This is a genomic window from Oceanitalea stevensii, assembly GCF_014837105.1.
GTDB classification, from domain to species: Bacteria; Actinomycetota; Actinomycetes; order Actinomycetales; family Actinomycetaceae; genus Oceanitalea; species Oceanitalea stevensii.
This window is the reverse complement of record NZ_JACSPO010000001.1, coordinates 279,687-292,990: the sequence shown is the minus strand read 5'-3', so window position 1 is coordinate 292,990 and position 13,304 is coordinate 279,687. Positions and strand designations below refer to the sequence as shown.

Genomic DNA, 13,304 nt, shown 5'->3' with positions numbered 1-13,304 from the left:
CCGATCTATCGGCAGGCCGAGCGGAAGGTTGAGGCACTACCGCTCGACGACGTTGCGCAGCTCCCGGCCCTCGACGAGCGCGCGCAGGTTGTGGGTGACGAGCTCGTCGGCACCCACCGGCCGGCCACCCGCCCCGTGCGGGGTGATGACGAGGTTCGGTGCGTCCCACAGCGGCGAGTCCTCGGGCAGTGGCTCGACGGCGGTGACGTCCAGTGCGGCGCCGGCGATCGACCCGTCGGTGAGGGCGGTGAGCAGGGCGTCCTCGTCGACGGTGGAGCCGCGCCCGACGTTGACGACGTAGGCGTGCTCCGGCAGCGCGGCGAACCGCCGCGCGTCGAGTGCCTTGTCCGTCGCCGGCGTGGACGGCAGGATCATGACGAGCACGTCCGTCCGCGCCAGCTCCGCCTCGACGTCCTCCTCGGCGACCACCTCGAAGCCGGCCCGCTCCCCCGCGCTCCTCGCCACGCCGCGCACCGTCGCGCCGAGCGACTTCAGCACCGGTGCCAGGGTCTGCCCGATGTTGCCGAAGCCCCACACGAGCACCCGCGCCCCGATGAGCGTGGTGACCGCGCCCTCCGGGTGCAGCGGCTGGACCCCGCCGATGCGGCGGTCCCACCGGTGCGCGGCCTGGGCCTCCGCCGCCTGCGGCAGACGCCGCAGCAGCGCGAGGACCAGCGCGAGCGCGTGCTCGGTGACCGTCGGGCTGTGCAGCCCGGCACCCGAGGTGATGACGACGTCGTCGGGGAAACCCGCGGCGAGCACCGAGTCCGGCCCGGCAGCCAAAGACTGCACCCAGCGCAGGTTGGGCATCTCCCCCGCAACCTCCGCCAGGTGCTCCCGCGAGCCGCCCCACACGACCAGCGCCTCCGCGTCACGGTGCTCGGGCGGCACGGGACGCGACGCGTCGTACGTGACCGCGTCGACGCCGTCGGGCAGCGTCGGGTCCAGCGGCAGCGAGTCGGGCAGGAGGATCTTCACGGCGAGGGCTCCGTCGGTCGGTCGGGCGGGGGCTCGGTCCATCATGGACGACGGCGCAGCGCCCCGCCGCAGCCGCCGCTCACCAGTAGGGCGGCACGACGTGCTCCTCCTCCAGGTAGGGCCACTCGGGCGCGACCGGCGACAGGACGGTGTTGACCCAGCGACCGGCGTCGGCACGGGCCTCGTCCCACGTGACCTCCGCCCCCAGGTGCAGCAGCCGGTCCACCCGCAGCTCGATGAGCGCGAACGTCAGCCCGCGCTTGAGCACCTCTCGCGTCACCCGCGACATGAGGTCCTCACCCGCCACGCCGCCAGCGAGCGCCAGGGCGTAGCAGATCCGCACGAGGTCCTCCCGGTCCACCCCCGCGATCCCCGTGAGCGCGGGCGGGTTGATGACCGGCCGCGGCGGCAGCTCCTCCAGGGTGACCCGCTCCCAGTCGTAGTCCGGCTCCTCGAGGTGCTCGCGCAGCATCCGCATGACGCGGTCCGGCGGGGCCGAGCGCTCGGCCGGTGGCAGCAGCCGTCTCGCCTTCATCAGCGTCGGGTTCCGCGAGCGCCCGAGCCGCGTGGCGACGTGGTCCATGTCGGTGACGCCCTCCCGGGCGGCGGCGAGGATCTCCTCGTACTCCGCGTCCGTCCACGGCTGCCCCGCGTTCGGCGGTTGCTCACGCGCGGGCGCAGGGCGCCGCGGCCACACCGTCACCGGCTCCTCGAGGGCAAACCCGACGTCGCGCTCCCACGGCTCCATCTCCTCCATCGGCGTCTCTGCCATGGGTCTCTCCCCTCGGTCCCGGCCCGCGGCTGCGGTGCCACACCGAGGATCGCTCGCGGTCGATGGCCGGTGCGGCCGCCCTCCACAGGCCGCCGCGAGGCCAGGACACCAGGCCGCTCTGTGGAGCAGTCAGGTGCGAGGCTCAGACGGGCAGGCGCCGGGCGAGGAACTCGGTCGTGAGCCGCCAGGCGTCCGCACTCGCCCGCTCGTGGTGGAACAGCGGGTTCGGGTTGTCGAAGGCGTGGCCCGCGCCGTCGTGCAGGTGGAGCTCGACCTCGGGCCCGGCGACCGCCGTGCGGATCTCCTCGACCGTCACCATCGGGATGTAGGCGTCGGCGGTGCCGAAGTGGTGCAGGCTCGGCGCGCTCACGCTGCCCGCGAGGCCGAGCAGCTGCGGCAGCGCGGAGCCGTAGTAGGCGACGAGCACGTCGACGTCCGTCACGGCCGCCACGTTGAAGGCCACGCCCCCGCCGAAGCAGAAGCCGAGCACCCCCACGCCGCCGGCCACCTCCGGCCGCGAGCGTAACGCCCCCACCGAGGCGGCGGCGTCGGCCACGGTCGTCTCCCAGTCCAGCTGCGCCGCCAGCGCCATGCCCTGCTCGAGGAACTCCTCGCTCGACTCGTCGACGCTCCCCTCCGCGCGCCAGTACAGCTCCGGCGCCAGCACGACGTACCCGAGCGCGGCCAGGTCCGCGGCGCGCGAGCGGATGTACCCCGACACCCCGAAGATCTCCTGCAGCAGCACAAGACCCGGCCCGGTTCCCGACGGCGGGAGCCACAGGTGGGCGGGCATGTCGCCGTCGGGGACGCGGACGGTGGTGGTCGCTGCGGTCATGCCGGTCACTCCCCTGGGTCGACACCGCGGCCTGCGCCGGCCGCGTCACCACCCTATCGACGGGCGCCGCCCCGCCGGCGTGCGAGGACCTTGGTCCCGGCTCGGGCACGCACGCACGTCCCTAGGGTCGGGGAGGCACCGGGGGGCTGCCGGCCGCACCGCCTCTCGCTGTCGCCACGGACACGACACGAGGGGACACCATGACCGCACAGCTCGAGATCCCGACCGCCACCGTCGAGGAGCGCCTGAGCCCGGAGCACGAGGCCGTCGTCACGGCCACCCTGCCGCTGGTGGGCAGCAGGATCGGTGACATCGCCCCGACGTTCTACCGCCGGATGTTCGCCGCCCACCCGGAGCTGCTGCGCGACACCTTCAACCGCGGCAACCAGGCCCAGGGCGCCCAGCAGAAGGCGCTCGCGGCCTCGGTCGCCACCGTCGCCACCCTCCTCGTCACCCCCGACTCCCCCAGCCCGCGCGAGCTCCTCGAGCGGATCGGGCACAAGCACGCCTCCCTCGGCATCACGCCGGAGCAGTACCAGGTGGTCCACGAGCACCTCTTCGCGGCGATCGTCGAGGTGCTGGGCGACGACGTCGTCACGGCCGAGGTCGCCGCCGCGTGGGACTCGGTCTACTGGATCATGGCGCGCACGCTCATCGCCTTCGAGGAGGACCTCTACGCGGGCGCCGGCGTCGCGCCCGGTGACGTCTTCCGCACCGCGCGGGTGGTCGAGCGCGTCGAGGAGTCCACCGACGTCGCCTCCTTCGTGCTCGCCTCGCCCGACACCGGCCGACCGCTCCCGGACTTCGTGCCTGGGCAGTACGTCTCCGTCGGCGTGCCCCTGCCCGACGGCGCCCGCCAGCTGCGTCAGTACAGCCTGTCCGGTCCCACCGGCACCGGGCGGTGGCGGATCACCGTCAAGCGCGTCGCCCCCACCGCCGGCGACCCGGCCGGCGAGGTCTCCACGTGGCTGCACGCGAACCTGCACGCCGGTGACGACCTCCAGGTGACGCTGCCCTTCGGCGACCTCACGGTCGAGCAGGCCGGCAGCGGGCCGGTCGTCCTCGTGTCGGCGGGCATCGGCCTCACCCCGATGCTCGGGATCCTCCACCACCTCGCCGACCGGGAGGCCGACCGGCCGGTCACCCTGCTGCACGCCGACCGCGACGCCGACGACGCCGCTCTCGTCGACGAGCTGCGCGCGGTGGTGGGCCGGCTGGCCCGCGCCGAGCTGCACACGTGGTTCGAGCAGGGCACCGCCCCCGGGGCGCGGACCGGGTTCATGGACCTCGGCGCCGTCACGCTCGACCCCGAGGCCGAGATCCTCGTCTGCGGCCCCAGCGGCTTCCTCCAGGCGGTGCGGGACCAGCTCGACAAGGCCCACGTGCCCCCGGCACGGGTGCACTACGAGCTCTTCGCCCCCAACGACTGGCTGCTGCCCGCCTGAGGCGAGCGCTACGCCGCGGCCGGGACCGGCTCGGGCTGCGCCGTCGTCGTCGTCCGGCGCTGCCGCAGCTCGAGGAGCGCGGAGGCGCCGAGGATGACCAGGCCGACGACGGCCAGCGCCGCACCGACGAGGTTGGGGGCACGCAGGCCCGCACCGGCGGCGATGACGGCGCCGCCCAGCCACGCGCCGATCGTGTTGGCGATGTTGAAGGCGGACTGCACGCCGGCGGAGACCATGGTCGGCGCACCCCCGGCCTGCTCGACGATCCGCATCTGGATCGCCGGGCCGAGGGCGAGGCTGCCGAAGCCGAGGAGGACGAGGAGCACGACGGCGACGGCCGGGCTGTCGAGGAACGCGGTGAGGGCGAGGAGCACAGCGATGACGACGACGAGACCGCCGGCGAGGGTCGCGAGGGTGCTGCGGTCGGACATGCGCCCGCCGAGGAAGGAGCCGGCCGTCATGCCGACGCCCACGAGGACGAGCACCCACGGCACCGAGGACTCCGCGAGCCCCGCGACGTCGGTGAGCATCGGCGTCACGTAGCTGTAGCTGGCGAACAGGCCGCCCAGCCCGAAGATGACGACGGCGAGCGTGAGGAGCACCTGCGGGCGGGCGAAGGCGGCGAGCTCCGCGCGCAGCGAGCCGGCGGCGGTCGTGTCCCGTTCCCCGCGCGGGGCGAGGACGCCGACGGCGACCGTCGCGACGACCCCGACGAGCGCGATCGCGGCGAAGGTCCAGCGCCACCCGAGCTGCTGGGCGATGAAGGTGCCCGCCGGGACGCCGACGACGTTGGCGACCGTGAGGCCGAGCACCACCGTGGCCATCGCCCGGCCGCGGCGGCCCGGGGCGACGAGCGAGGCCGCGACGAGCACCCCGACCCCGAAGAACGCGCCGTGCGGCAGCCCGGTGAGGAAGCGCGTGGCGAGCAGCGCCTCGTGCGTGGGGGCGAGCGCGGACAGCAGGTTGCCGAGCGTGAAGAGGACGAGCAGGCCGACCAGGGTCCAGCGGCGGGCCAGGCGCACGGTCAGCGCGGTGAGGAGCGGCGCACCGACGACGACGCCGATCGCGTAGGAGGACACGTACTGCCCCGCGGTCGGGACGTCCACGCCCAGGTCCGCACCGACGATCGGCAGCATCCCCATGATGACGAACTCGGTGGTGCCGATCCCGAAGGTGCCGAGCGCGAGGGCGAGGATGGCGATGGGCACAGGCAGACTCCTCGGTGACGCGGAAGAGAGCCGGCCGGGAGGGCACGCGGCCGCGGCGGACGGGCACGCGGCCGACGGCGTGACGGCTCGCTGTCAACACTACGAGCGCGGGCCCCCGCACCGCCGCCCGGACCGGGCCCGTGAGACGAGTGATGCGTCACCCCTTCCGTCGCGGACGGGCCGGTGGCAGGCTGTGCCCCGACCACGGCAGCCGGCCGTGCCGGGCGGCTGCCTCGAGGAAGGGGAGCCCCGTGGACCACGTGACGTCGCAGGACGGGACGGCGATCGCCTGCCGGAGCGTCGGCGAGGGGCCGCCCGCCGTCGTCGTCAACGGGGCGCTGAGCGAGCACTCCTCCGCGCTGCCGCTGGCCCTCGCGCTGGCGGGCGACCTCCGGACCACCGTCTACGACCGGCGCTCGCGCGGGCACAGCGGGGACAGCTCCCCCGGCGTCGAGGGCGCCGTCGAGCGGGAGCTGGCGGACCTGGCCGCGGTGGTGGAGGCGGCGCTCGGTGAGGCGGACGACGACGGCGGGAGCGGCGTGAGCGTCATCGGCTCCTCCTCCGGCGGGCTGCTCGCGCTCGCCGCCGCGGCGACGGGCCTGCCCGTGGCGCGGGTCGTCGTCTTCGAGCCGCCGCTCGCCACCCCGGGCTTCCCGCTGTCCGCGCCGCCCGACCTGCCCGAGCAGCTCCACGCCCTCATCGGCGAGGGCCGGCGGGGCGACGCCGCCGCCCTGTTCCTCACCGCCGCCGTCGGGCTGCCCGCCGAGGTGGTGGCGCAGATGCGCCGGCTGCCGGACTGGGCGGAGCGCGAGGCGCTGGCGGCCAGCACCGTCTACGACACCGCGCTGTCGCGTCGCTACCCGGAGGTGGCCGCCTTCGGGCCGGTCGACGTGCCCGTCCTGGCCCTCCACGGGGAGGGGACGTGGCCGATGCTCCGTGCCTCCGCCGTCGCCGTCGGGGAGGCCTTCCCCGGCGGCCGGCACCGTGTGGTGGCGGGCGCCGACCACCGGCTGGACCCGGACGCCGTCGCCGCGGCGGTGCGCGAGCACCTCACGACGGCGTAGCCCACCTCCGGTCGCGCGGCCCGGCAGCGCGTGTTTCGGTGGGAAGGTCCCGGCCGTGAGGGCCGGCTGCCCACGAGGAGGACACATGACTGACGAGGGAATCAAGAAGGTCGCCGAGCTCATGAAGGACGCTCGCATCGCCATGCTCACGACGGTCGACGCCGACGGGCGGCTGGTGAGCCGGCCGATGGGCCTGCAGGAGGTCGAGTTCGACGGCGACCTGTGGTTCTTCGCCGACGACCGCTCCGACGCCGTCTCCGAGGTGGCCGCCAACCCGGCGGTCAACGTCTCCTTCAGCTCCGGCGACTCGTGGGTCTCGGTCACCGGGAACGCGTCCGTCGTCCGCGACCGTGCGAAGTCCGAGGAGCTGTGGAACAGCTTCGTCGAGGCGTGGTTCCCCGACGGCCCCGACACTCCCGGCGTCGTCCTGCTCAAGGTGGACACCCACGCCGCCCAGTACTGGGACACCCCCGGCGGCAAGGTCGTCCAGCTCTACAGCATGATCAAGTCCAAGGTCGCCGGTGAGCGCTACGACGGCGGGGACTCCGGCACCGTCCAGCTCGACTGACACCAGCCTGGGCCGCGTGGGACGGAGCACGGAATAAAGGCTCCGTCCCACTCGCTTGTTCGACATAGACTCGGCCGCCGGTGCGCGAGGTTGCCCCCGCGGGAGCGACCGTGCGCCGTGGGACCGCGTACGTCCGAACCACGTCCCAGGAGCTGCCCATGAGCGTCGACGAGCGCACCACCCCCGCCACCATCACCGAGGCGGAGGACACGATCCCCGGGCAGATCAAGCTCGTCATCGGGATCCTGCTCGTCGCCTCCTTCGTCATGATCCTCAACGAGACGGTCATGAGCGTGGCCATCCCGCGGCTCATGGAGGAGTTCACCGTCACGGCGGCCACCGCGCAGTGGCTGACGACGGCGTTCATGCTCACCATGGCCGTCGTCATCCCGACGACCGGCCTCATCCTCACGCGCTTCTCCACCCGCTCGGTCTTCCTCGCCGCGATGGGCACCTTCACCGCGGGCACCGCGCTCGCCGCCGTCGCCCCGGTGTTCCCGGTGCTCGTCGCCGCGCGCGTCGTCCAGGCCAGCGGCACCGCCGTCATGCTGCCGCTGCTCATCACCACCGTGCTCACCTTCGTGCCGGTCTCCCGCCGCGGCCGGACGATGGGCCTCATCTCGATCGTCATCGCCGTCGCGCCCGCCGTCGGGCCGACGTTCTCCGGCTTCATCCTCGCCAACCTCGGCTGGCGCTGGATGTTCCTCACGGTGCTGCCGGTCGCGGCGATCGCGCTCGTCGTCGGTGGCTCGCTCGTCAAGAACATCACGACGCCGCGGGCCGTCCCCGTCGACGTCCTGTCGATCGTGCTCTCCGCCGCCGCCTTCGGCGGACTCATCTACGGGCTGAGCAGCATCGGTGAGGCCACCGAGGGCGGGGCGGCGGTCTCCCCGGCGGTCCCGCTCGTCATCGGCGCGGTGTCCCTCGCACTGTTCACGCGGCGCCAGCTCGGCCTGCAGCGACAGGACGCCGCCCTGCTCGACCTGCGTCCCTTCCGCTCGCGCACCTTCACCGTCAGCCTCCTCATGATGCTCATCTCGATGGGCGCACTGTTCGGCACGCTCATCCTGCTGCCGATGTTCCTCCAGAACGTCATGGGGCTGACGACGCTGCAGACCGGGCTCGTCCTCCTGCCGGGCGGGCTCACCATGGGCCTCATCGCCCCGCTCGTGGGCCGGCTCTACGACCGCATCGGGCCGCGCCCGCTCGTCATCCCGGGCTCCGTCATCGTCGCGACCGCGCTGAGCCTCATGACCCTGCTCTCCGCGACCAGCGCCACCTGGCACGTCGTGGGGATCCACGTGCTCCTCAGCGTGGGCCTCGGATTCCTCATGACCCCGCTCATGACCTCGGCGCTCGGCTCGGTGCAGCCGGCGCTGTACTCGCACGGCAGCGCCATCCTCAACACCCTCCAGCAGCTCGCCGGCGGCGCCGGCACGGCGCTGTTCATCACCGTGATGACCACGCGCACCGCGGCGGGCGTCACCGAGGGCCTGGGCGCGGTCGAGGCGCAGGCCGGGGGCATCCACGACGCGTTCCTCTGCGGCGCGGCACTGGCCGTCGTCGCCGTCGCGTTCTCCTTCCTCGTGAGGAAGCCGGCGAACGAGGTCCCCGCCACCGCGGCCCACTGAGGGCTCCCGCCCGCGCCCCCCTCCCCCTCCCCCTCGCCGACAGCCGGATTCCTCCGCGACGCTTGCTCCGCTGGTGTCGGTGGCGGCTGCCACACTGAGGGGCATGCCGAAGAAGAAGCGCCGCCCTCGTAAGCCGGCCGCGCGACGCCCGGAGCACCGCCGACCGCCCGCCGGGGAGACGCTGGGGGCGAACGTCGTCGACTACGCGGTGGAGCAGGGTGTGGACGTCTCGGACCCGGCTCAGCTGGCGGCGTACATGGAGATGTACAACGCCCTGCCGCTGGAGGAGCGCGTGATGATTAGTGACGGCCTCTGGCGGGAGGACGTCGAGGAGGACGACGACCTCGACGACGACGTCCTCCTGCCGCCGTTCCTCGACCGGATGCCGGACGAGGAGACGATGGAGGCCGTGCTCGCCGACGTCGACGAGCACGCCCTCTTCGTCGACGCGCCGCTCATGCGGCGGGCCGACATCCTCATGCGCGCCGTCGGACCCGCGCACCCGTTCGACCCGGACGAGGGCTTCGGGCGGGCGACGACGCTCGAGCTGCTCGGGCACTTCGGCTGCGACGCCGGGGCCGACGTCGAGACCACGTGGGACGCCCCGCCGGTCAGCGCGCTCGTCGCGGGCCTGGTCGGCGGCGGGTTCCTCGCCCTCCGTGACGGTCGGCTCGTCCCCGCGGCCGGAGTCGCGCCCTGGGCGTGGCCGGACGCCGCCCCCGAGGAGCGGGTCGTCGCCGGCCGCATCCTCTACGCCACGACCCTGGGCGCATTCTTCGAGGAGCAGGACGGTGTCTCCGCGGCGATCGCGCCTCCGCTCACCGCGATGGCGCTCATGTCCGCCGTCGCCCCGGACGGGCTGCCCGTCCCCGAGGCCACTGACGAGCAGGACGACTACGAGGACCTGCGGCTCGCCGTCCGGGACGACCTCCTCGCCCTCGAGGACATCGGCATCGTCACCCGTGAGGGCGACACCTTCTACGCCTCCCCGGTCCTCATCACGGTCCTTCCCGCGGTGATCGAGGAGATGGAGGCCGCCCGGGGGTGACCGTACGCCGGGAGCGTCACGGGCGGATCGTCACCTCGACGGGCTCACCGGAGACGACGTCCGTGGTGACCGACGCCCGGCCCTCGGGCGCGTCGGCCGGCACGGTGACCGCGACGGTGAAGGCGCCGTCCTCGTCCGCGTCGACCCGGGTGAGCTCCACGGGCTCACCGTCGTCGGGAAGGAGCTCGACCGTGATGCCGCGGTAGGGCGACGCCGCCTCGCACGACTGGTGCCCTGTGTCCTCGTCCACGCTGCAGTTGTCCGCACAGCCGTCCATGAACGCGGTCCCGCTCAAGGTCAGCTCCTCGCCGCGGGCCACCGCTGCGGGCTCCACTCGCAGGCTCGGGGCCTCGCACGCGGGCGCGCCCGACACCACCGTGTCCTCGGCACACGCCGCGACCGAGATCGCGACCAGCACGAGACACCCCGCAAGCCTCCGACTGCTGCGCACCATCGCTAACCCTCCAGCGTGCCGCCGGCTGCGGCCGTGGAGCTCGACCGTAGCGCGCAGGTGCGGCCGACCGGAGTGGTTTGTAGCGTCGAGGAACGGGCGCGCGACCCCCGCGCTCCCCGACCCGACCACAGGAGGACGCGATGAGGACCGCCGAGATGATCGCCAGCTCACCTGCCCGGACGGGCGTCGACCCCGAGCTCCTGGCGCGCACGATCGACGCGCTCGTCGCCTGCGCGCAGACGTGCACCGCTTGCGCGGACGCGTGCCTGAGCGAGGAGATGGTCGCCGAGATGCGTGCCTGCATCCGCACCGACCTCGACTGCGCCGACCTCTGCGACACCACCGCGCGGGTACTGTCCCGGCAGACCGCGTACAACGCCGACGTCACCCGCGCTCTTCTCCAGGCGTGCATCCAGGTGTGCCGCACGTGCGGCGACGAGTGCGCCTCCCACGCCGACCACCACGAGCACTGCCGGATCTGCGCCGAGGCGTGCCGCGCCTGCGAGCAGGCCTGCTCCGAGCTCCTCGCCGCGATCGGCTGAGACGGGCGTCGAAGGAGAACGTCGGCTCGGCCGCGCGAGGCGGGCAGGCGAGAACGTCGACTCGCGGCCGTGCGGCGCGGCGGCGGGGTGTCAGCGCTCGGCGGTGAGGCCGGGGTCGTCGCGGAACAGGGTCGTCGGCCGCCGGGCGTCGACGAGGTAGTCCAGGGCCACGGCGGCGCGGGAGATGCCGGCAAGGAGCAGCGACACCCCGGTCACCGTGATGATCGCTCCCAGCACCAGCAGACCGACATGTCCCGGCATGCCGTCGAGGCCGGCGTACACGTACAAGCCGTACACGAGGGCCCCGAGGCCGACGAGCGTGACGGACAGGCCTCCCACGAGGTAGTTCGCGCACGGCTCCGGCCGCCGGTCCACCTCGACCGCCACGACGGGCGTCTCCTGCAGCTCCTCGTCCATGTCTCCCCTTCCGCGGGTCCGAGCGTGGACCCAGTGTGGGGGGCGCGGGCCGTCAGCGTGAGGGCTTTGCCCTGGCAGACTGAGGGCTCACGCCGTGAGGAGAGAGACCTGCATGACTGATGACCTGACGCTGGCCGCGGACGTCCCCGTCGACCTCGACAACTGCGCGCGGGAGCCGATCCACGTGCCCGGGTCCGTCCAGCCGCGCGGTGTCCTTCTCGCCCTCCACGACGGTGTCGTCGTCCAGGCCTCGGCGAGCACCGCAGAGCTCCTCGCCCGCGAGGTTGACGACGTCGTCGGGCGGACCCTGGAGGAGGTCGTCGGCGCGAGCGCGGCCGCCGTCGTCGCCGCCCATGTCCGCCTGCCCGGCGACGTGCGCGACCGCAACCCCGTGCTCGTCCACCTGCCCGACGGCGGTGCCTGGGACGCGATCGTCCACCACCCGCCCGGCGCGGAGCAGCTGCTCGTCCTCGAGCTCGAGCCGGCGGAGGGGCCGCGGCCGCTCGCCTACGCCAACACCTTCCAGCTCGTCCGCGGGAGCCTGGGCGAGCTCAACCGGGCCCGCTCCCTCGCGGAGCTCTACGACGTCGCCGCCCGTGAGGTCCGCGACCTCACCGGCTTCGACCGCGTCATGGTCTACCGCTTCGACGCCGACTACAACGGCGAGGTCGTCGCCGAGGCCAAGCGCCCGGACCTCAACGCCTTCCACGGCCTGCACTACCCGGCCACGGACATCCCGGCCCAGGCGCGGGCGCTGTACGAGCTCAACTGGATCCGGCTCATCTCGGACATCGGCTACACCCCCAGCCCGCTGGTGCCCCAGCTCAACCCCGTCACCGGCGCCGCCCTCGACCTCACCTACGCGACGCTGCGCTCGGTGTCCCCGATCCACGTCGAGTACCTCCAGAACATGGGCGTGACGGCCTCGATGTCGATCTCCCTCCTCAAGGACGGCACGCTGTGGGGGCTCATCGCCTGCCACCACTACTCCGGCCCGCACGCCCCCTCCTACGGGGCCCGTGCCGCCGCGGAGTTCCTCGGCTCGGTCCTCTCCCTGCGCCTCATCGCCCAGGTCGAGGAGGACCGGATCACCGCCGCCCGGCGGGTGGCGCGCGACCTCGCGGGCCTCGTCGCGGCGAGCCGCGACGAGGACCTGCCGCTCACCGAGGCGCTCGTCCAGCAGCCCGCCCTCCTGTCGCTCATGGCGGCCGACGGCGTGGTCGTGCGGGCCCAGGGCCGCACCGCCCGGGTCGGGATCGAGCCCGACGACGCCGAGGCGCTGCTCCGCTGGGCCGCCGGCACCGGCGAGGAGCTCGTCGCCACCGACTCCCTCGGCGGCGCGGTGCCCGGCAGCCCGTACGCGGGCGCCCTCGTCGTCAACCTCGCCGACGGCGACGCGATCGTCTGGCTGCGCCGCGAGGTCGCGACCGCCGTCGACTGGGGCGGCGACCCGCACAACAAGGCCATCGCCCGCCTCGAGGGCGACGAGGTCCGACTGTCCCCGCGCAAGTCCTTCGAGCGGTGGCGCGAGGTCGTGCGCGGCTCGAGCCTGCCGTGGACCGAGGACCAGGTCGACACCGCCACCCTGCTGCGGCGCCACGCCGTCGAGGCGCTCTACCTGCGCGGCCTGGCCGACAGCCGCGCCGCCGAGATCCTCCACCGCTCCTCGCTGCCCACCAGCCTCCCCCGCGCCGCGGGCTGGTCGATCGACGCGCGCTACGCGCCGGGCGACGGCGGACGCGTGGGCGGTGACTGGTACGACGCCCTGTGCCTGCCGGACGGCCGGCTCGCGATCGCCGTCGGGGACGTCGCGGGGCACGGCATGCCGGCTGCCTCGGTCATGGGGCAGATGCGCAACGGGCTGCGGGCGCTGCTCGTCCGCGAGAGCTCCGCGGCCGCTGCCACGCTCGGCCTCGACACGCTCGCCAAGCGGACGATGGCCGGGGAGATGGCCACGCTGCTCCTCGCCGTCGTCGACACCGTGACGGGCCGGATGGAGTACGTGCGCGCCGGGCACCTGCCCCCGCTCCTCCTGGGCGCGGACGGCAGCGCCGCCTGGCACACCGACCCCGGCGCCCTGCCCATCGGCTACGGCCGGGGGGAACCGGCCACCGAGGTCGTCGACATCCCGCACGGCGGCGGCATCGTGCTGTTCACCGACGGCCTCGTCGAGCGGCGCGGGCAGCCCCTGCCCGAGGGGCTGGAGCGGCTGCGCCACGCCTTCAGCGGGCCGGTCGCCGGGGACCTCGACGCGCTCATCACCGCCGTCCGCGACCCGCACTCCGACGACGACGCGACCGCCGTCGTCCTGCGCCGCACCTGACCGGCCGGCCGGCCGGGTC

At 74.0% G+C, this 13,304-nt stretch carries 13 protein-coding genes; 7 read left to right on the top strand and 6 right to left on the bottom strand.

Annotation, left to right across the window (positions count from 1 at the left end; genetic code table 11):
* Positions 1 to 36: 36 nt before the first annotated feature.
* The 3 genes from H9624_RS01410 to H9624_RS01400 all read right to left on the bottom strand — a co-directional run bounded on the left by H9624_RS01410 (position 37) and on the right by H9624_RS01400 (position 2,585).
* Positions 37 to 978, bottom strand: coding sequence for a phosphoglycerate dehydrogenase (locus tag H9624_RS01410; protein WP_251838123.1), 942 nt, complete (start codon positions 976 to 978; stop codon positions 37 to 39).
* A 79-nt stretch (positions 979 to 1,057) separates the two neighbouring features.
* Positions 1,058 to 1,750 carry a hypothetical protein gene (locus H9624_RS01405; protein WP_251838122.1) on the bottom strand — a complete coding sequence of 231 codons (693 nt, stop codon included), beginning with the start codon at positions 1,748 to 1,750 and terminating at the stop codon, positions 1,058 to 1,060.
* 142 nt (positions 1,751 to 1,892) lie between these two features.
* On the bottom strand, positions 1,893 to 2,585 hold the full coding sequence (locus H9624_RS01400) for a dienelactone hydrolase family protein (protein WP_251838121.1): 693 nt from the start codon (positions 2,583 to 2,585) through the stop codon (positions 1,893 to 1,895).
* A 200-nt stretch (positions 2,586 to 2,785) separates the two neighbouring features.
* On the opposite strand from H9624_RS01400, the gene H9624_RS01395 reads away from it, so the two are divergent.
* Positions 2,786 to 4,030 carry a globin domain-containing protein gene (locus H9624_RS01395; protein ID WP_251838120.1) on the top strand — a complete coding sequence of 415 codons (1,245 nt, stop codon included), beginning with the start codon at positions 2,786 to 2,788 and terminating at the stop codon, positions 4,028 to 4,030.
* An 8-nt stretch (positions 4,031 to 4,038) separates the two neighbouring features.
* On the opposite strand, the gene H9624_RS01390 is transcribed toward H9624_RS01395, so the two are convergent.
* Positions 4,039 to 5,238 carry an MFS transporter gene (locus tag H9624_RS01390; protein WP_251838119.1) on the bottom strand — a complete coding sequence of 400 codons (1,200 nt, stop codon included), beginning with the start codon at positions 5,236 to 5,238 and terminating at the stop codon, positions 4,039 to 4,041.
* A gap of 251 nt (positions 5,239 to 5,489) precedes the next feature.
* Between H9624_RS01390 and H9624_RS01385 the strand changes: the two genes are divergently transcribed.
* From H9624_RS01385 to H9624_RS01370, 4 genes are all read left to right on the top strand, one after another.
* Positions 5,490 to 6,302 carry an alpha/beta fold hydrolase gene (locus tag H9624_RS01385; RefSeq protein ID WP_251838118.1) on the top strand — a complete coding sequence of 271 codons (813 nt, stop codon included), beginning with the start codon at positions 5,490 to 5,492 and terminating at the stop codon, positions 6,300 to 6,302.
* Between the two features lie 85 nt (positions 6,303 to 6,387).
* A complete protein-coding gene (locus H9624_RS01380; RefSeq protein WP_251838117.1) occupies positions 6,388 to 6,870 on the top strand; it encodes a pyridoxamine 5'-phosphate oxidase family protein in 483 nt (160 codons plus the stop codon).
* A gap of 158 nt (positions 6,871 to 7,028) precedes the next feature.
* Positions 7,029 to 8,501: an MDR family MFS transporter gene (locus H9624_RS01375; RefSeq protein WP_251838116.1), complete on the top strand. Its 1,473-nt coding sequence runs from the start codon at positions 7,029 to 7,031 to the stop codon at positions 8,499 to 8,501.
* Positions 8,502 to 8,604: 103 nt separating this feature from the next.
* Positions 8,605 to 9,549 (top strand): hypothetical protein, encoded by a 945-nt coding sequence (locus H9624_RS01370; RefSeq protein ID WP_251838115.1) that lies wholly within the window; start codon positions 8,605 to 8,607, stop codon positions 9,547 to 9,549.
* 16 nt (positions 9,550 to 9,565) lie between these two features.
* On the opposite strand, the gene H9624_RS01365 is transcribed toward H9624_RS01370, so the two are convergent.
* Positions 9,566 to 9,844: a hypothetical protein gene (locus H9624_RS01365; protein ID WP_251838114.1), complete on the bottom strand. Its 279-nt coding sequence runs from the start codon at positions 9,842 to 9,844 to the stop codon at positions 9,566 to 9,568.
* Positions 9,845 to 10,143: 299 nt separating this feature from the next.
* Here H9624_RS01365 and H9624_RS01360 point away from each other — a divergent pair, with 299 nt between their 5' ends.
* A complete protein-coding gene (locus H9624_RS01360; protein ID WP_251838113.1) occupies positions 10,144 to 10,545 on the top strand; it encodes a four-helix bundle copper-binding protein in 402 nt (133 codons plus the stop codon).
* Between the two features lie 90 nt (positions 10,546 to 10,635).
* Here H9624_RS01360 and H9624_RS01355 read toward each other — a convergent pair whose 3' ends face one another.
* A complete protein-coding gene (locus H9624_RS01355) occupies positions 10,636 to 10,962 on the bottom strand; it encodes a hypothetical protein (RefSeq protein ID WP_251838112.1) in 327 nt (108 codons plus the stop codon).
* A 112-nt stretch (positions 10,963 to 11,074) separates the two neighbouring features.
* Here H9624_RS01355 and H9624_RS01350 point away from each other — a divergent pair, with 112 nt between their 5' ends.
* Entirely contained in the window at positions 11,075 to 13,285 is a 2,211-nt protein-coding gene (locus H9624_RS01350; protein ID WP_251838111.1) for a SpoIIE family protein phosphatase, read from the top strand.
* The last annotated feature ends 19 nt before the right edge of the window (positions 13,286 to 13,304 follow it).

What these genes read in the sequence shown, in the direction of transcription:
- H9624_RS01405 (WP_251838122.1), bottom strand. Translation starts at nt 1,750, where the DNA reads ATGGCAGAGACGCCGATGGAGGAGATGGAGCCGTGGGAGCGCGACGTC.
- H9624_RS01400 (WP_251838121.1), bottom strand. Translation starts at nt 2,585, where the DNA reads ATGACCGCAGCGACCACCACCGTCCGCGTCCCCGACGGCGACATGCCC.
- H9624_RS01395 (WP_251838120.1), top strand. Translation starts at nt 2,786, where the DNA reads ATGACCGCACAGCTCGAGATCCCGACCGCCACCGTCGAGGAGCGCCTG.
- H9624_RS01380 (WP_251838117.1), top strand. Translation starts at nt 6,388, where the DNA reads ATGACTGACGAGGGAATCAAGAAGGTCGCCGAGCTCATGAAGGACGCT.
- H9624_RS01375 (WP_251838116.1), top strand. Translation starts at nt 7,029, where the DNA reads ATGAGCGTCGACGAGCGCACCACCCCCGCCACCATCACCGAGGCGGAG.
- H9624_RS01370 (WP_251838115.1), top strand. Translation starts at nt 8,605, where the DNA reads ATGCCGAAGAAGAAGCGCCGCCCTCGTAAGCCGGCCGCGCGACGCCCG.
- H9624_RS01360 (WP_251838113.1), top strand. Translation starts at nt 10,144, where the DNA reads ATGAGGACCGCCGAGATGATCGCCAGCTCACCTGCCCGGACGGGCGTC.
- H9624_RS01355 (WP_251838112.1), bottom strand. Translation starts at nt 10,962, where the DNA reads ATGGACGAGGAGCTGCAGGAGACGCCCGTCGTGGCGGTCGAGGTGGAC.
- H9624_RS01350 (WP_251838111.1), top strand. Translation starts at nt 11,075, where the DNA reads ATGACTGATGACCTGACGCTGGCCGCGGACGTCCCCGTCGACCTCGAC.